Below are 16,124 nucleotides of genomic sequence, written 5' to 3'. Positions count from 1 at the left end.
GGTTACTTGGTCTCCTCGGTGCGCGTGCTGGTGCCGGTGCCGGCGGTGATGGCGGGCTCGTTGCCGCCCAGAAGCAGATAGAGGACCGCCATACGGATGCTGACACCGTTGGTGACCTGTTCCACGGCGGTGCAGCGGGGCGAGTCGGCGACCTCGGCGGTGATCTCCATGCCCCGGTTCATCGGGCCGGGGTGCATGACGATCGCGTCCTTCGGCATCCGGGCCATCCGGTCGCCGTCGAGGCCGTAGCGCCGGGCGTACTCACGCTCGGTGGGGAAGAAGGCGGCGTTCATCCGCTCGCGCTGGACGCGCAGCATCATCACCGCGTCCGACTCGGCGACCACGGCGTCCAGGTCGTAGGAGACCTCGCAGGGCCACTTCTCCACGCCGATGGGCACCAGCGTCGGCGGCGCGACGAGGGTGACCTGGGCGCCGAGCGAGGTCAGCAGGTGGACGTTGGAGCGGGCGACCCGGCTGTGCAGGATGTCGCCGACGATGGTGATGCGGCGCCCGGCGAGGTCCTTGCCCAGTCCGGCGTCGGCACCGACCAGGCGGCGGCGCATCGTGAATGCGTCCAGCAGCGCCTGGGTGGGGTGCTCGTGGGTGCCGTCACCGGCGTTGACCACCGAGCCGCCGATCCAGCCGGAGGTCGCCAGGCGGTGCGGGGCGCCGGAGTCGCCGTGCCGGATGACGACGGCGTCCGCGCCCATCGCCTCCAGCGTCAGGGCGGTGTCCTTGAGCGACTCCCCCTTGGAGACCGAGGAGCCCTTCGCGGAGAAGTTGATGACGTCCGCCGAGAGCCGCTTGGCGGCGGCCTCGAAGGAGATGCGGGTGCGCGTCGAGTCCTCGAAGAAGAGGTTGACGACGGTGCGGCCGCGGAGGGTGGGGAGCTTCTTGATCGGCCGGTCCGCGACGCGGGCCATCTCCTCGGCGGTGTCGAGGATCAGGACGGCGTCGTCGCGGGTGAGGTCGGCGGCCGAGATGAGGTGACGCTTCATCCGGGTACTCCGTGAGTGAGGAGGTGTGCGGGAATGTCCGTCGAGCAGGCGGGAGCGCGGGCCCGGGATCACCGGGTCCGTACGCGGTGCGCTATCGCTCGCCTGCCGGGGTGGTCTGCTCGGCTTCCGCGGACCCGTCCGACGAGCCGGGGCGGGGCGGGCGCACGCCGAGCAGCACGGCGTCCCGGCCGTCTTCCTCGGTGAGCTGGACCTTGACCGTCTCCCGCAGCGACGTGGGGAGGTTCTTGCCGACGTAATCGGCGCGGATGGGCAGCTCGCGGTGTCCGCGGTCGACCAGGACCGCGAGCTGCACGGCGCGCGGCCGGCCGATGTCGCCCAGGGCGTCCAGCGCCGCTCGGATCGTGCGTCCGGAGAACAGGACGTCGTCGACGAGCAGCACGAGGCGGCCTTCGATGCCGTCGGCGGGGATCTCCGTGCGGCCGATCGTGCGGGCCGGGCCCAGACGCAGGTCGTCGCGGTACATCGTGATGTCGAGCGAGCCGACCGGGATGGTGCGCCCGGTGATCTCCTGGAGCTTGGCGGCCAGCCGCCGGGCGAGGAAGACGCCGCGGGTGGGAATGCCGAGGAGCACCACATCGTCCGCACCCTTGGCGCGTTCGACGATCTCGTGGGCGATGCGGGTGAGCATCCGCGCGATGTCCGGGCCTTCGAGCACCGGGCGCGCGGGGATCTGATCCCCTGTGTCGGAACTGCTTGCGTCCATACGAAACGGACCTCCTTCTCCGCCTCACGGGACGGACCTTAAAGGACGTCAAAATTACGCAGCCCAGACTACCAGGGGCCGCTCGGGGACCCGGGGGCACCCCCTACGGTCGAAGGTCTGGCCCATTCGGCTTGACGAAGCCAAATTACGCTGCGTAACCTCACAGTGAGTTACCGGCCACGCGGCGGAGCCGCATATCGATACAGCCGTCTGGGGAGCTTTATGTCCAGCGAATACGCCAAACAGCTCGGGGCAAAGCTCCGCGCCATCCGTACCCAGCAGGGCCTCTCTCTCCACGGTGTCGAGGAGAAGTCCCAGGGTCGCTGGAAGGCCGTGGTGGTGGGCTCCTACGAGCGCGGCGACCGTGCAGTGACCGTGCAGCGCCTCGCCGAGCTGGCGGACTTCTACGGCGTACCGGTGCAGGAGCTCCTGCCGGGTACGACGCCCGGCGGAGCGGCCGAGCCGCCCCCGAAGCTGGTGCTCGATCTGGAGCGCCTGGCCCATGTCCCGCAGGAGAAGGCCGGACCGCTGCAGCGCTACGCCGCGACGATCCAGAGCCAGCGCGGTGACTACAACGGCAAGGTCCTCTCGATCCGCCAGGACGACCTGCGCACCCTCGCCGTCATCTACGACCAGTCGCCCTCGGTCCTGACCGAGCAGCTGATCAGCTGGGGCGTGCTGGACGCCGACGCGCGCCGCGCCGTGGCGCACGACGACATCTGACGCCTGACCGTCACCTGCAGAAACGTACCGCCGCCCCGGGCCACCGGGGCGGCGGTTGTTTTTTGTCCGGAACGCCCGGGACGCGTGTGGCGCATGGGGCGAAGAACGTGCCCAGGCGGCCCTCTGCGGGCATGCGACGGGCCCGGAGCATCCTGCATCGCTCCGGGCCCGTTCACGCTCTCTGCCGTCCGCCTACTGCGTTTCGCGCCGCAGGCCCGGCTTCAGCTCCTTGATACGGCCCAGAAGGCCGTTGACGAAGGCCGGGGAGTCGTCCGTGGAGAACTCCTTGGCGAGCTGTACCGCTTCGTCGATCGCCACCGCGTCCGGGGTGTCGTCCACCCAGATCAGCTCGTAGGCGCCGAGCCGCAGGATGCTGCGGTCCACGACCGGCATCCGGTCCAGCGCCCAGTCCACGGAGTAGGTGGAGATCAGTTCGTCAATGCGATCGGTGTGGTCCGCGTACCCCTCGATCAGCTGCAGGGTGTACTCGTTCACCGGCGGCTGCCGGGGGTCGGTCCGGGCGTGACGCATCCAGTCCGCGAGCACGGACTGCACGTCGGCGCCGCGCTGGTCGGCCTCGAAGAGGATCTGGAAGGCGCGCTTGCGGGCCTTGTTGCGGGCAGCCACGGTTAGCTGTTCACCCGACCGAGGTACTCGCCGGAGCGGGTGTCGACCTTGATCTTCTCACCGGTCGTGATGAAGAGCGGCACCTGGATGTCGTAGCCGGTCTCCAGGGTGGCGGGCTTGGAGCCGCCGGTGGAGCGGTCGCCCTGGACGCCCGGGTCGGTGTGCTGGATGACCAGCTCGACGGCGGCCGGGAGCTCGACGTAGAGCACCTCGCCCTCGTGCTGCGCCACGACGGCCTCGAAGCCTTCGAGGAGGAAGTTCGCGGCGTCGCCGACGGCCTTGCGGTCGACGTGCAGCTGGTCGTACGTGTCCATGTCCATGAAGACGAAGTAGTCGCCGTCCATGTACGAGAACTGCATCCCGCGCTTGTCGACAGTGGCCGTCTCGACCTTCACGCCGGCGTTGAAGGTCTTGTCCACCACCTTGCCGGAGAGCACATTCTTCAGCTTGGTGCGGACGAAGGCCGGGCCCTTACCGGGCTTGACGTGCTGGAACTCGACGACGGACCAGAGCTGGCCCCCTTCGAGCTTGAGCACCAGGCCGTTCTTGAGGTCGTTCGTGGAAGCCACGGTTGCGGAATCTCCTGGACTGCAGGTGGTGGGTACCTAGAAGCCGCCGCGGTGAACCCTGTGGCTCACAGTGCGAGTAGCTCCTTGGTCGTGATCGTGAGTAGCTCGGGCCCGCCGTCCGCCTCGGGGCGGACGACGAGTGTGTCGTCGATCCGGACACCTCCGCGGCCCGGGAGGTGAACCCCCGGTTCGACGGTGACCGGCACGCAAGCGTCCAGTTTACCCATGGCCGCAGGCGACAATTGAGGGTCCTCGTCGATTTCGAGCCCCACGCCGTGGCCGGTCCACGGCCCGACGCCCTCACCGTACCCCGCTGCGTCCAGCACATGACGCGTCACCCGGTCCACCTCGCGGCACTCCACACCCGGCGCGAGGGCCTCCCGGCCGGCGCGCTGGGCTGCGAAAACGAGATCGTAGAGCTCGATCTGCCAGTCCGCGGGGGTGGTGCCGATGACGAAGGTCCGGCCGATCTCGCAGCGGTATCCGCGGTAGTTGGCGCCGAGGCCGACGGTCAGGAAGTCACCCTCCTCCACCCTGCGGTCGGTGGGCAGGTGCCCGGGACGTCCCGAATTCTGGCCGGTGGCCACGGACGTGGGGAAGGCCGGGCCGTCCGCCCCGTGATCCACCAGCCGGCGCTCCAGCTCCAGGGCGAGATGCCGCTCGGTCCGGCCGACGAGAATCGATTCGAGGAGTTCGCCGAGGGCCTGGTCGGTGATCTCGGCGGCGATCCGCAGACAGGCGATCTCGTCGTCGTCCTTCACCAGCCGCTGCGCCTCGACCGCGCAGGCCAGGTCCGCGAGCCGCATCCGCGGGGCGACCTGGGAGAGCGCCCGGTGGCGGGTGACGGTGAGATGGTGCTCCTCCACCGCCAGGGTGTCCGCGCCGGCTTTCGCGGCCTGGTCGGCGCAGGCCACGACGGGGTCGCCACCGCGCGTGGGCAGCACGCTCACCCGCACGTCCTCGGCGGGCCGGCCTTCGGAAGGGTCACCGCTCAGCGGCGTTCCGCAGAGCAGGAGGTCCTCCTGGGGGCCCAGGAGGAGTGCCGCGCCGGGCGGCGCGCAGCCGGTGAGGTAGCGGACGTTGGCGGGGCGCGAGATCAGGGCGGCGGTACTTCCGGTTGCGGCGCAGCGGTCGCGCAGCCGCGTGCGTCGGACCGCGTACAACTCGGACATATCACGAGCCTACGGCGGGTCTCCGCGGACGGCCGGTCGAGAGCAGCCGCCCGGGGGACGCGGGGTTTTCGGCTACCAGTTGGGCGGGCTGGCGATGCTCCGGGCGACGACGTCGTCGAGCACCCGCACGGTCGTCGGGACATCGTGTGCGGAGTTGTCGATGATCGGCAGCCCGGAGCCGTACCAACCGGCCATCCGGCCGTGGATACGGGCCACCTCTTCGTCGGAGAGCCTGCGGTTCCCGCTGCGCCGGGCATTGCGCTCCAGGACGATCTCCAGTCCGGGCAGCAGCACGATCGGCAGCAGGCCGGGGCCGACGTGGCGCTTCCAGCCGCCGAGTCCGACGACGGGCCGGTCGGGGAAGACGGCGTCGTCGAGGATGCAGGAAATGCCGTTGGCGAGGAAGTTGCGGGCCGCGAAGCCGCAGGTGCGGCGGGCGAGGCGGTACTGCGCCTCGGAGTGGTCGTTCCAGCCGGTCTGCGGGTCGGCGAAGCCGGATCGGACCCATTCACGGACGTCGTCGAGGCTGATGTGCGCGGTGGGCACCCGCCGGGTGTCGGCCCAGTGCCGGGCGACGCTGGTCTTGCCCGCGCCCGCCGGGCCGATGAGCAGCACCGCGACCGCGGCGTTCGCGACGTCCGGGGCGGCGGTGTCGGTGGGCGGGCTGGGCAGCGGTACGGGGGCGCCCGGCGGCAGCTGGATGTGGCCGGTGATGTCCGTGCTGTGCGGGGTGGGCGGGGCCTGGTGCGGCGCGGAGCCGTTCCAGCCCTGCCCGGAGGCGCCGGGGGCCGGCGGGGCCGACGCGGGCAGCGCCGGGGGCGCGGCGGGAGCCGGCTGCGGCGAGGGGGAAGGCGGCGGGCCGGGCGGTACGGGCCCGCCCTGCTGGGGGTTCCAGTTCATGCTGACGCCTTGTCCCGGATGGCCCGGTCCCTGCCGGTGGGGCGGTGGCAGCGGAGCCCCCACTGCGTGCTGCATCCGGTGGCTCTCCGTCTCGTGCGGTCGACGTGGTGCGGTACTCCCCCGGCTCACGCCGGGTGGGGTGCCCCCGGGCGCCGGGCCGGGCCGCCCGGGGTGTCGTGCGGTAACCGACCGGCCCTCAGGGGCCGTTGTGCCCGGCGGCCGTCGGCACGGGCGGTATTAGTGCGAACGGTACTCTGCCACCCCCGGCGTTCGCGGTGTGAACGGCCGGGGATGGCCAGGAGTGCCCGGGTGCGGGATCAGCCGTCCAGTTCCTCCGCCAGCGCCCGCAGCGCGAGGCGGTAGGAGCCGATACCGAAGCCGGCGACCGTCCCGCTGGCGACCGCAGCGATGACCGAGGTGTGGCGGAACTCCTCGCGGGCGTACGGGTTGGAGATGTGCACCTCGATGAGCGGCGCGGTCCGCTGGGCGGCCGCATCGCGCATGCCGTACGAATAGTGCGTGAAGGCACCGGGGTTGATGACCACCGGAATCGATCCGTCCGCGGCCTCGTGCAGCCAGCGGATCATCTCGCCCTCGTCGTTGGTCTCGCGTACCTCCGCCTCGAACCCCAGCTCCTTGCCGAGCGTGGCGCACTGCTCGACCAGACCGGCGTAGGAGGTGGCGCCGTACACATCGGGCTCACGCGAGCCCAGCCGGCCCAGGTTGGGGCCGTTCAGCACCAGGACGCGGCGGCTCACGCGGCTCACGCGGCGATCTCGGCGTGTGCGGCCAGCAGCATCGCCGGGTCCGGGCCCTCCAGCACGGTCGGCTTGGCGAGGCCGTCCAGCACGATGAAGCGCAGCCGGTCACCGCGGGTCTTCTTGTCGACCTTCATGGTCTCCAGCAGCTTGGGCCACTGGTCGCCGCGGTAGGTCAGCGGCAGGCCGACGGATTCCAGGACCGAGCGGTGCCGGTCGGCGGTGGCGTCGTCGAGGCGGCCGGCGATCCGGCCGAGCTCGGCGGCGAAGACCATGCCGACGGAGACGGCCGCGCCGTGCCGCCAGTTGTAGCGCTCGTTCTTCTCGATGGCGTGCGCCAGCGTGTGGCCGTAGTTGAGGATCTCGCGCAGACCCGATTCCTTGAGGTCCGCGGAGACCACCTCGGCCTTGACCCGGATCGCCCGCTCGATCAGCTCGGCGGTGTGCGCGCCGTCGGGACGCTTGGCGGCCTCCGGGTCGGACTCGATCAGGTCGAGGATCGCCGGGTCGGCGATGAAGCCGGCCTTGATGACCTCGGCCAGACCGGAGACGTAGTCGTGCACCGGCAGCGAGTCGAGGGCGGCCAGGTCGCAGAGCACACCGGCCGGCGGGTGGAAGGCGCCGACGAGGTTCTTGCCCTCGGCGGTGTTGATGCCGGTCTTGCCGCCGACCGCCGCGTCGACCATGCCCAGGACCGTCGTGGGGACGGCGATCCAGCGCACCCCGCGAAGCCACGTCGCGGCCACGAAGCCGGCCAGGTCGGTGGTGGCGCCGCCGCCCACGCCGACGATCACGTCACTGCGGGTGAACCCGGTCTGCCCCAGCGCCTTCCAGCAGTACGCCGCGACCTCGACGGTCTTGGACTCCTCGGCGTTCGGCAGCTGGATGGCGATCGCCTCGTAGCCCTGGGAGGCGAGGTCCTCGCGCAGCGCCTCGCCCGTGGCGGCCAGCGCCTCCGGGTGCAGCACCGCGACCCGCTGGGCGCTCTCACCGATCAGGCTCGGCAGTTCACCGAGCAGCTGCCGCCCGACGAGCACCTCGTAGGGGTCGGTACCTGCGGTACCGCCCACCTGGATACGGGTGGCCTGCTCCGTCATGCCTGTTCCTCCCTGTCGGCGGCCCGCCGGGCGTCTCCCGTGGCCTGCCCTAGCTCCAAAGCGTCCATGATCGCGTCGACGACCCCCTCGGGGGTGCGGTCCCCGGTGGCGATCACGGCGCGCGAGACCTCGGTGTACAGCGGGCGGCGGTGCTCCATGAGCTCGCGCCACCGTTTGCGCGGGTTGACGGCGAGCAGCGGGCGCGGCGCGTCGAGGCCGACCCGCTTGATGGCATCGGCGAGTTGGACGTCCAGGAAGACCACCGGGAGGCCCGCAAGCAGCTTGCGGGTGTCGGCGTCGAGGATGGCGCCGCCGCCGAGGGCGACCACGCCGGTGTGGTTCTCCAGGGCGACGCGTACGGCTTCCCGCTCCAGGTCCCGGAAGTGCGGCTCACCCTCGTCGATGAAGATCTCCGGGATCGGCCGGCCGGCCGTGGCGACGATGTCGGCGTCGGTGTCCCGGTAGGCGACGCCCAGCCGCTCGGCCAGCAACGCGCCCACCGTGGACTTACCCGCGCCGGGCGGGCCGATCAGTACGGCGACCGGGGTCGTCACTTGATCGCCAGGTTGTCGAGGTAGCTGCGGACGTTGCGACGGGTCTCCGGCACGCTGTCACCACCGAACTTCTCCACCACCGCATCCGCCAGCACCAGCGCCACCATCGCCTCGGCCACGATCCCCGCCGCCGGCACCGCACACACATCCGAACGCTGATGATGCGCCTTCGTCGCCTCACCCGTGCTCACATCAACGGTCGCCAACGCCCGCGGCACCGTCGCAATCGGCTTCATCGCCGCACGCACCCGCAACAATTCACCCGTCGTCAGACCACCCTCGGTACCACCCGAGCGACCCGAAGTACGCCTGATGCCCTCACCCGTCGACACGATCTCGTCATGCGCCTTCGAACCCGGCACCCGCGCCAGATCGAAACCGTCCCCCACCTCAACACCCTTGATCGCCTGAATCCCCATGAGAGCCGCCGCCAGCCGGGCATCCAACCGACGGTCCCAATGCACATGCGAACCCAGACCCACAGGCACGCCATAAGCCAGCACCTCGACCACACCACCCAGCGTGTCGCCGTCCTTGTGGGCCTGATCGATCTCCGCGACCATCGCCTTGCTCGCATCCGCATCCAGACAACGCACCGGATCCGCGTCCAGCCTCGCCACGTCCGAGGGCTCAGGCACGACGCCGTACGGCGCCTTCGCCGCCGCCAGCTCCACCACATGCGAAACGATCTCGATGCCGGCGGTCTCCTTGAGGAAGGAACGCGCCACCGCACCCAACGCCACCCGCGCCGCCGTCTCACGAGCCGACGCACGCTCCAGGATCGGACGCGCCTCGTCGAAGCCGTACTTCTGCATACCGGCAAGATCAGCATGACCAGGACGCGGGCGGGTCAGCGGCGCATTACGCGCCAGCGCCGCCAGCTCCTCCTCATCCACCGGATCGGCCGCCATCACCTGCTCCCACTTCGGCCACTCGGTGTTGCCCACCATGACCGCGACCGGCGAACCCAGCGACAAACCGTGCCGCACACCGCCCAGGAACGTGATCTCGTCCTGCTCGAACTTCATCCGGGCACCACGGCCATACCCCAGCCGCCGCCTGGCCAACGCATCCGCCACCAACTCCGTGGTGATCGGGACGCCGGCCGGAAGGCCCTCCAGCGTCGCCACCAATGCGGGGCCGTGCGACTCCCCCGCCGTCAGCCAGCGCAACCTGCTCAACGGTGCTCCTCATGTACTGCTCATCCGCGTACGGTCTCCCCCTGATCCTCCCACGTCGCACGTGGCGGGCGGCGTGCAGTCCAGGGTGCGGACCACGCAGGGACGGGAGAAAGGGCCGGGCGGGGCGGCCGACCGACAGGTCAGCGCGCCGAGAGCGCGGCCTCTCCGGCCTTGCGCATCGCGGCCAGCGGAGCCGGCGTCCGCCCGGTCATCAGCTCCACCTGGAGCACCGCCTGGTGCACCAGGAGGTCGAGGCCGCCGACCACCGAGCCGCCGTGCGCCGCCCACGCGGTGGCCAGCGTGGTCGGCCACGGCTCGTACAGGACGTCGAAGAGGGTGCCCGGCGCGTGCGGGACGGCGGCGGCGAGCGCGTCGGTGCTGCCGGCCGGCGTGGTGGCGATGACCAGCGGCTCCCCGAACGCCTCCGCGGCGTCCTCCCAGGGCGCGGTGCGGACCGCGACCCCCAGGCGCTCGCCCCAGCCGCGCATCTCCGCCGCGCGTGCGTCGCTGCGGACGTACGCGGTCACCTCGCCTGTGCAGATCCGCGAGAGCGCGGCGAGCGCCGAGGAGGCGGTGGCTCCCGCTCCCAGGACCGCCGCCCGCTCGACCCGCTCCACGCCGCGCTCGCGCAGCGCGGCGATCATGCCCGGGATGTCGGTGTTGTCGCCGACGGTGCGCCCCTCGGCGGTCCGCACGACGGTGTTGACCGCCTCCACGGAGGCCGCGGTCTCGCTGATCTCGTCGAGCAGCGGAATCACGGCGCGCTTGAGCGGCATGGTCAGCGACAGGCCCGCCCAGCGCGCGTCGAGTCGCTCCATAAAGGCGGGCAGCCCCGCTTCGTCGACCTCGTGCCGGCCGTACTCCCAGTCGGTCAGCCCGAGTTCGTCATAGGCGGCACGGTGCAGCACCGGGGAGAGGGAGTGGGCGATGGGCGATCCGAGGACCGCCGCTCTGCGTGGGGCGCTCATTCGCTGGCCTTCTCGCGTTCCTGTTCATAGAGACGGCGATTGCGCTCGTGCTCTTCGTTCGTCTCGGCGAACAGTGTCTTCTCCGGATTGATCGAGACGAAGTAGTACCAGTTGCCGTGTGCCGGGTTGATGGCCGACTTCAGTGCCTCCTCGCCCGGGTTCCCGATCGGGCCGGGCGGCAGCCCCTTGAATTTGTAGGTGTTGTACGGGTCGTTGAAATTCCGCAGATCGTCGACGGACCCGGTGTCCAGCGTGCTTTGGGACCGTGCGTAATTCACCGTCGAGTCGAAGTCGAGCAGACCGTAGGTCTCCGTGTTGTCCGGCTTCAGACGGTTGTAGACGACGGTCGCGACCTTCACGAAGTCGTGTTTGTACTTGCCCTCGGCCTGCGTGAGGCTGGCGACCGTGAGCAGCTGCATCGGCGATTCGAGCTTGAGCTTTCGCGCATTCGACTCCAGGTCGTACTTCTCGTAGACCTGATTGGCCCGCGCGACCATCTGCTTCAGGACCGCGGCCGGCTTCGCGTCGTCACCCACGCTGTAGGTCGAGGGATAGAGGAAGCCCTCCAGCGGGTCCTTGAGCTTGGCGGACCGGGAGGCCCACGCGGGCAGCCCCAGATTCTTGACCTGGCTCTTGGCGACCTTCTTCGTGGTGCCGGTCTTGAGCTTGAGCTTTTTGTCGATGAGCTCGTAGACCGATCCCGAGCGCAGCCCCTCACGGATCGTGAGACCGTTACGGCTCTTGGGGTCCAGCATCAGCTCGATGGCCGCGGCCGCCGACATCTGCTTGCGCAGGGAGTACGCGCCGCCCTGGAGGCTGTTCGCCTTCTTGTTCTCGCCGGCCGCCTCGGTGAACGCGTCGGCGCTCTTGATCACGCCTTCGCGCTTGAGGATCAGCCCCATGTCGGAGACGTACGAGCCGTCCGGGATGTTCACCTGCACGGCGCCGGAGCCCTCGCCCTCGAAGTCCGGGGCGGAGCCGAAGTGGCTCATGTAGAAGTCGTAGCCGAAATAGCCGACGGTGCCGACGCCTACGGCGAACACTCCCGCGATGACCAGGCAGGTCCTGCCGCTGCGGCGCTTGTTCTTCTTGCAGCGGCGGTCGCGGGTGGCCCGGCGCTCCTCGCGGCGACCGGCCGGACGGTCGTCGTCCTCGTCGGCGTCGCCCGCGAAGAACGAGTGCTCCGGCTCCGGTTCGTGCTCACGGGGCTCGGGTTCGGCACGCCAGTCGTCAACGGCGGCGTCGGCGTAGGGCGGCTCGGGCTGCTGGTGCTGCTGGTGGAACTGTTGTTGGAATTGCTGCTGCTCCTGGGGCGCCTGCTGACGCAGATGCTGAGGCTGCGGCGGCGGGTAGGCGTCCTGAGTGCCGTAGTAGTCGGGGCTCGCCCCGCTGTACGGATCGACCGGCGGCTGCTGCTGCCCGTAGGGGTCGTACGGGTCGTACGGCACCTGACCGGTCTGCGAGCCGTCCCAGCCCCCGTTGTACTGCTGTTGGGGATAGGCGTCGGGCTGCTGCGCGCCCCACTGAGGCTGCTGCGCCTGGCTTCCGTAGGACCCCTGTTCTCCGTAGAGCGGGTCTTCCGGATGCCACGGTTCGGAGCCGTAGCCCCGGCCATACTCGGTCATCGATCCCCTAGAGCCGAGAGGCGGTGCGCTCCTGACGGGCAGCGCGCCTGCTGTAACGATCCGCCTCTTCTTGCACGCGCGGCTGTTCGAACCACCGCCGTATCGCGCGGAACGTTACCGTACCGCGATCAGATGACCACTTCGACGCTCTCGCCCGGAGGCCGCCCCGAGGTGCGTTCGGTCTCCAGCGCGCTCTGCAGAATGACCACGGCAGCGGCCTGATCGACCACCGAACGGCCCTTCTTGCTCCGGACTCCGGAGGCCCGCAGGCCCTGGGTCGCTGTGACCGTCGACATACGCTCATCGACCAGCCGGACCCCTACGGGGGCCACGTTCTTCGCCATCTCCTGGGCGAACGCCCGCACCTTGGCCGCGGCCGGCCCCTCTCCCCCGTTGAGGGAGCGGGGCAGGCCGACCACGACCTCCAGCGGCTCGTACTCCTCGACGATCGCCTTGAGACGGCGGTGAGCCGCCGGGACATCGCGTCCCGGCACCGTCTCGACGGGGGTCGCGAGGACCCCGTCGGGGTCGCACGAGGCGACCCCGATACGGGCATCCCCGACATCCACGGCGATGCGCCTGCCACGTCGCATGGAACTCACGTGGCTCAGGCCGCCTCGGCGACGAGGCGCTCGACGGCCTCGATGGCCTCCGGCACCGCGGCGGCGTTCTGCCCGCCGCCCTGGGCGACGTCCGGCTTGCCGCCGCCGCCTCCGCCGAGCGTCTTGGCAGCCGTACGGACCAGCTCGCCGGCCTTGATGCCACGCTCGCGGGCGGCCTCGTTGGTGGCGATGACCGTCACCGGGCGGCCATTCGCGACGGTGAAGAGGGCCACGACGGCGGCGCGGTCACCGGGGATCCGGCCCCGCACGTCGAGCACGAGCTTGCGCAGGTCGTCGGCGGAGGTGCCGTCGGGCACCTGTCCGGCGGCCAGCGCCACGCCCCGTACGTCCTTGGCGCCCTCGGCCAGCCCGGCGGCGGCCTGCAGCACCTTCTCGGCGCGGAACTTCTCGATCTCCTTCTCGGCGTCCTTCAGCTTGGCCAGGACACCGGAGATCTTCTCGGGCAGCTCGTCCGGGCGGCCCTTGACCAGCTCGGTGAGCTGCGAGACGACGGTGTGCTCGCGGGCCAGGAACTTGTAGGCGTCCACGCCGACCAGCGCCTCGACCCGGCGGACGCCGGAGCCGATGGAGGACTCGCCGAGCAGCTTCACCAGACCCAGCTGGGCGGTGTTGTGGACGTGGGTGCCGCCGCACAGCTCCTTGGAGAAGTCGCCGATGGTGACGACGCGGACGCGGTCGCCGTACTTCTCACCGAACTCGGCGATGGCGCCCTGCTTCTTGGCGTCCTGCATGCTCATGACCTCGGCATGCACGTCGAGCTCCCGGGAGAGCACCTCGTTGATCTTCTGCTCCACGTCCGCGAGGACCCCGCCGGGCACCGCGTTCGGCGAGCCGAAGTCGAAGCGGAAGCGGCCCGGGGAGTTCTCCGAACCGGCCTGGGCGGCCGTCGGCCCGAGGGCGTCACGCAGCGCCTGGTGGGTGAGGTGGGTGGCGCTGTGGGCACGGGCGATGGCCCGCCGGCGGGTGATGTCGATGGCGGCGTACGCGGCCGAGCCGAGCACCACCTCACCGACCTGGACCACGCCCTTGTGGACCGTGACACCGGGCACCGGCTGCTGGACGTCGCGGACCTCGACAACGGCGCCGGAGTCCAGCTTGATCCGGCCGGTGTCGGCGAGCTGGCCGCCGCCCTCGGCGTAGAAGGGGGTGCGGTCCAGGACGACCTCGACGTCGTCGCCCTCATGGGCGGCGGGCGCCGGGGCGCCGTTGACCAGCAGGCCGACGATGCTGGACTCGCCCTCGGTGGCGCTGTAGCCGGTGAACTCCGTGGTGCCGGACTTGTCGGCGACCTCGCGGTAGGCGGACAGGTCGACGTGGCCGCTCTTCTTGGCCTGGGCGTCGGCCTTGGCGCGCTCCCGCTGCTCCTTCATCAGGCGGCGGAAGCCGTTCTCGTCCACCGAAAGGCCCTGCTCGGCGGCCATTTCGAGGGTGAGGTCGATCGGGAAGCCCCAGGTGTCGTGGAGCAGGAACGCCTTGTCGCCGGCCAGGACCGTGCCGCCGGCGGCCTTGGTGTCGGTGACGGCGGTGTCGAGGATGTTGGTGCCGGCCTTCAGCGTCTTGACGAAGGCGGCCTCCTCGGCAAGGGCGACCGTCTCGATGCGGCGGCGGTCCTCCAGCAGCTCCGGGTACTGCTGACCCATGGTCTTGATGACGACGTCCAGCAGCTCGCCGACGACCAGTCCGCTCGCGCCGAGCAGGCGCATGTTGCGGATGGCGCGGCGCATGATGCGGCGCAGGACGTAGCCGCGGCCCTCGTTGCCGGGGGTGACGCCGTCGCCGATGAGCATCGTGGACGTGCGCATGTGGTCGGCGACGACGCGCAGCGAGACATCGCTGTCGTGCGCGGCGCCGTAGCGGACGCCGGTCAGCTCGGTGGCCTTGTCGATGACGACCCGCAGGGTGTCCGTCTCGTACATGTTGCGGACGTCCTGCAGGATCATCGCCAGGCGCTCGAGGCCGAGACCGGTGTCGATGTTCTGGCTGGGCAGGTCGCCGAGGATCTCGAAGTCCTCCTTGCCCGTGCCGGCGCCGCGCTCGTACTGCATGAAGACCAGGTTCCAGATCTCCACGTACCGCTCGTCATTGACGGCCGGGCCGCCCTCGACGCCGAACTCGGGGCCACGGTCGTAGTTGATCTCGGAACACGGGCCGCAGGGGCCGGGAACGCCCATCGACCAGTAGTTCTCCGACTTGCCGAGGCGCTGGATGCGCTCCTTGGGCACCCCGACGACCTCGTGCCAGATGCGCTCGGCCTCGTCGTCGTCGAGGTAGACGGTGATCCAGAGCTTCTCCGGGTCCAGGCCGTAGCCGCCGTCGGCCTGCGAGCTGGTCAGCAGCTCCCAGGCGTACTTGATGGCGCCTTCCTTGAAGTAGTCGCCGAAGGAGAAGTTGCCGCACATCTGGAAGAACGTGCCGTGCCGGGTGGTCTTGCCGACCTCTTCGATGTCCGGTGTGCGCACGCACTTCTGGACGCTGGTGGCCCGGTCGAAGGGAGGCTTGACCTCGCCGAGGAAGTACGGCTTGAAGGGGACCATGCCCGCGGGGACGAGCAACAGCGTCGGGTCGTCCGCGATGAGCGACGCCGACGGCACGACGGTGTGCCCGCGCTCCTCGAAGAAGCGCAGCCAGCGGCGGCGGATTTCAGCCGACTCCATCAGTGGTCCTCATTTCCAGTCGGTCCGGCGAGCCCGGTCGGTCCGGTTGTTCTCGTGGTTCGGTACTGCGTTTCGAGCACCGCGCGCGAGCGCGGTCCGGGCAGCTCGCGCGCCTCACCCGTCTCACCGAGACCGAGGGCGTCGTGCAGCTGTTCTTCACGGTCCGCCATTCCCGTGCGTACGTCCAATGCAAATTGGCGCAGCCGGTGGCCGGTCTCGACGGCCTTGTCCGCGGCCTGTGCCGCGAGGCTGTCGGGCTGCAGCTTGCGCAGCTTGCGGTGGACCTTGTTGGTGGCCCAGACGCCGGCGGCGGCGCCGGTGGTGAACCAGAATGCGCGGCGGAACATCGCTGTGATCAGTCCTTGGAGCGACGGTTGCGGCGCCCGCCGCGGCGGGCGCCGGGCAGGGTACGGCCGACGACGGTGCGCTGCGGCTCGGGTGCGCCCTTCTTGCCGATCGCGCGGCGTACGCCGTAGCCGAACGCGGCGACCTTGACCAGCGGTCCGCCGAAGGCGGAGGAGACGGTCGAGGAGAGCGCGGAGGCGTTGGCGGTGACCTCTTGGACATCGGCGGCGATGGCGTCGACCCGGGCGAGCTGGCTGTGCGCGGAGCGGACGGTCTCGGACGCGTCGGCGAGGAGCGGGACGGCCTGGTCGGACACCTCGGCCACCATCTTGGTGGTCGCCTTGAGCGTCTGCGCGAGCCTCACCAGCACAAGGGCGAGGAACGACACGAGGATCGCCCAGAAGACGGCCACGAGGATCCCGGCCACCTCTCCACCGGACACGTTGGCACCACTCTCCGACTGGTTTGATCTGGGATCGGCCCGCTCGGCTGTCCCACTCGAACGGCAACCTTGACCTTATCGCGCCGTGACTGTCCGTCCGCACCCCGTTCGCCGCGCCCCGAGGGGGAATCGGAAGGAGTGATTGTACGGTCCGCACACCTCCG

At 70.3% G+C, this 16,124-nt stretch carries 17 protein-coding genes; 1 reads left to right on the top strand and 16 read right to left on the bottom strand.

The window, feature by feature from the left end:
• Positions 1-2: 2 nt before the first annotated feature.
• Positions 3-998, bottom strand: coding sequence for an aspartate carbamoyltransferase catalytic subunit (locus QOM21_RS30100; RefSeq protein ID WP_407554158.1), 996 nt, complete (start codon positions 996-998; stop codon positions 3-5).
• A gap of 91 nt (positions 999-1,089) precedes the next feature.
• Positions 1,090-1,722, bottom strand: coding sequence for a bifunctional pyr operon transcriptional regulator/uracil phosphoribosyltransferase PyrR (gene pyrR / locus QOM21_RS30095; RefSeq protein WP_407554157.1), 633 nt, complete (start codon positions 1,720-1,722; stop codon positions 1,090-1,092).
• 222 nt (positions 1,723-1,944) lie between these two features.
• On the opposite strand from pyrR, the gene bldD reads away from it, so the two are divergent.
• Complete coding sequence (bldD, locus tag QOM21_RS30090; protein ID WP_136743645.1) at positions 1,945-2,445, top strand: transcriptional regulator BldD; 501 nt, start codon at positions 1,945-1,947, stop codon at positions 2,443-2,445.
• A 192-nt stretch (positions 2,446-2,637) separates the two neighbouring features.
• Here bldD and nusB read toward each other — a convergent pair whose 3' ends face one another.
• The 14 genes from nusB to QOM21_RS30020 all read right to left on the bottom strand — a co-directional run bounded on the left by nusB (position 2,638) and on the right by QOM21_RS30020 (position 15,960).
• Positions 2,638-3,072, bottom strand: a complete 435-nt coding sequence (gene nusB, locus QOM21_RS30085; RefSeq protein ID WP_407554156.1) for a transcription antitermination factor NusB — start codon at positions 3,070-3,072, stop codon at positions 2,638-2,640.
• Between the two features lie 2 nt (positions 3,073-3,074).
• A complete protein-coding gene (gene efp / locus QOM21_RS30080) occupies positions 3,075-3,641 on the bottom strand; it encodes an elongation factor P (RefSeq protein ID WP_407554155.1) in 567 nt (188 codons plus the stop codon).
• 65 nt (positions 3,642-3,706) lie between these two features.
• Positions 3,707-4,813, bottom strand: coding sequence for an aminopeptidase P family protein (locus QOM21_RS30075; protein ID WP_407554154.1), 1,107 nt, complete (start codon positions 4,811-4,813; stop codon positions 3,707-3,709).
• 72 nt (positions 4,814-4,885) lie between these two features.
• Positions 4,886-5,788: a Pro-rich N-terminal domain-containing protein gene (locus QOM21_RS30070; protein WP_407554153.1), complete on the bottom strand. Its 903-nt coding sequence runs from the start codon at positions 5,786-5,788 to the stop codon at positions 4,886-4,888.
• Between the two features lie 242 nt (positions 5,789-6,030).
• Entirely contained in the window at positions 6,031-6,471 is a 441-nt protein-coding gene (gene aroQ / locus QOM21_RS30065) for a type II 3-dehydroquinate dehydratase (protein ID WP_407555911.1), read from the bottom strand.
• A gap of 5 nt (positions 6,472-6,476) precedes the next feature.
• Positions 6,477-7,568 carry a 3-dehydroquinate synthase gene (gene aroB / locus QOM21_RS30060; protein WP_393894208.1) on the bottom strand — a complete coding sequence of 364 codons (1,092 nt, stop codon included), beginning with the start codon at positions 7,566-7,568 and terminating at the stop codon, positions 6,477-6,479.
• On the bottom strand, positions 7,565-8,122 hold the full coding sequence (locus QOM21_RS30055) for a shikimate kinase (protein ID WP_407554152.1): 558 nt from the start codon (positions 8,120-8,122) through the stop codon (positions 7,565-7,567). The genes aroB and QOM21_RS30055 overlap by 4 nt, the downstream gene beginning before the upstream one ends.
• Positions 8,119-9,303, bottom strand: a complete 1,185-nt coding sequence (aroC, locus tag QOM21_RS30050) for a chorismate synthase (protein ID WP_407554151.1) — start codon at positions 9,301-9,303, stop codon at positions 8,119-8,121. Before aroC ends, QOM21_RS30055 begins: the two co-directional genes overlap by 4 nt.
• Before the next feature lie 140 nt (positions 9,304-9,443).
• Positions 9,444-10,271 carry a shikimate dehydrogenase gene (locus tag QOM21_RS30045; protein ID WP_407554150.1) on the bottom strand — a complete coding sequence of 276 codons (828 nt, stop codon included), beginning with the start codon at positions 10,269-10,271 and terminating at the stop codon, positions 9,444-9,446.
• Positions 10,268-11,896: an endolytic transglycosylase MltG gene (gene mltG, locus QOM21_RS30040; RefSeq protein ID WP_407554149.1), complete on the bottom strand. Its 1,629-nt coding sequence runs from the start codon at positions 11,894-11,896 to the stop codon at positions 10,268-10,270. The genes QOM21_RS30045 and mltG overlap by 4 nt, the downstream gene beginning before the upstream one ends.
• A 128-nt stretch (positions 11,897-12,024) precedes the next feature.
• On the bottom strand, positions 12,025-12,489 hold the full coding sequence (gene ruvX, locus QOM21_RS30035) for a Holliday junction resolvase RuvX (protein ID WP_407555909.1): 465 nt from the start codon (positions 12,487-12,489) through the stop codon (positions 12,025-12,027).
• A 14-nt stretch (positions 12,490-12,503) separates the two neighbouring features.
• Positions 12,504-15,173, bottom strand: a complete 2,670-nt coding sequence (alaS, locus tag QOM21_RS30030; RefSeq protein ID WP_407554148.1) for an alanine--tRNA ligase — start codon at positions 15,171-15,173, stop codon at positions 12,504-12,506.
• Positions 15,173-15,520 (bottom strand): DUF6167 family protein, encoded by a 348-nt coding sequence (locus tag QOM21_RS30025; RefSeq protein ID WP_407554147.1) that lies wholly within the window; start codon positions 15,518-15,520, stop codon positions 15,173-15,175. Before QOM21_RS30025 ends, alaS begins: the two co-directional genes overlap by 1 nt.
• An 8-nt stretch (positions 15,521-15,528) precedes the next feature.
• Positions 15,529-15,960: a DUF948 domain-containing protein gene (locus tag QOM21_RS30020; protein WP_393894215.1), complete on the bottom strand. Its 432-nt coding sequence runs from the start codon at positions 15,958-15,960 to the stop codon at positions 15,529-15,531.
• Positions 15,961-16,124: the final 164 nt, after the last annotated feature.

This window comes from Streptomyces sp. Pv4-95 (genome assembly GCF_045782725.1).
Classification (GTDB): domain Bacteria; phylum Actinomycetota; class Actinomycetes; order Streptomycetales; family Streptomycetaceae; genus Streptomyces.
Note: the sequence above shows the minus strand (reverse complement) of the source record. Positions and strands in the feature narration are given on the sequence as shown.

Coding starts and splice junctions, on each gene's coding strand:
- mltG (WP_407554149.1), bottom strand. CDS start 11,896: ATGACCGAGTATGGCCGGGGCTACGGCTCCGAACCGTGGCATCCGGAA.
- QOM21_RS30025 (WP_407554147.1), bottom strand. CDS start 15,520: ATGTTCCGCCGCGCATTCTGGTTCACCACCGGCGCCGCCGCCGGCGTC.
- bldD (WP_136743645.1), top strand. CDS start 1,945: ATGTCCAGCGAATACGCCAAACAGCTCGGGGCAAAGCTCCGCGCCATC.
- QOM21_RS30100 (WP_407554158.1), bottom strand. CDS start 998: ATGAAGCGTCACCTCATCTCGGCCGCCGACCTCACCCGCGACGACGCC.
- QOM21_RS30045 (WP_407554150.1), bottom strand. CDS start 10,271: ATGAGCGCCCCACGCAGAGCGGCGGTCCTCGGATCGCCCATCGCCCAC.
- pyrR (WP_407554157.1), bottom strand. CDS start 1,722: ATGGACGCAAGCAGTTCCGACACAGGGGATCAGATCCCCGCGCGCCCG.
- aroB (WP_393894208.1), bottom strand. CDS start 7,568: ATGACGGAGCAGGCCACCCGTATCCAGGTGGGCGGTACCGCAGGTACC.
- alaS (WP_407554148.1), bottom strand. CDS start 15,173: ATGGAGTCGGCTGAAATCCGCCGCCGCTGGCTGCGCTTCTTCGAGGAG.
- ruvX (WP_407555909.1), bottom strand. CDS start 12,489: ATGCGACGTGGCAGGCGCATCGCCGTGGATGTCGGGGATGCCCGTATC.
- QOM21_RS30070 (WP_407554153.1), bottom strand. CDS start 5,788: ATGCAGCACGCAGTGGGGGCTCCGCTGCCACCGCCCCACCGGCAGGGA.
- QOM21_RS30075 (WP_407554154.1), bottom strand. CDS start 4,813: ATGTCCGAGTTGTACGCGGTCCGACGCACGCGGCTGCGCGACCGCTGC.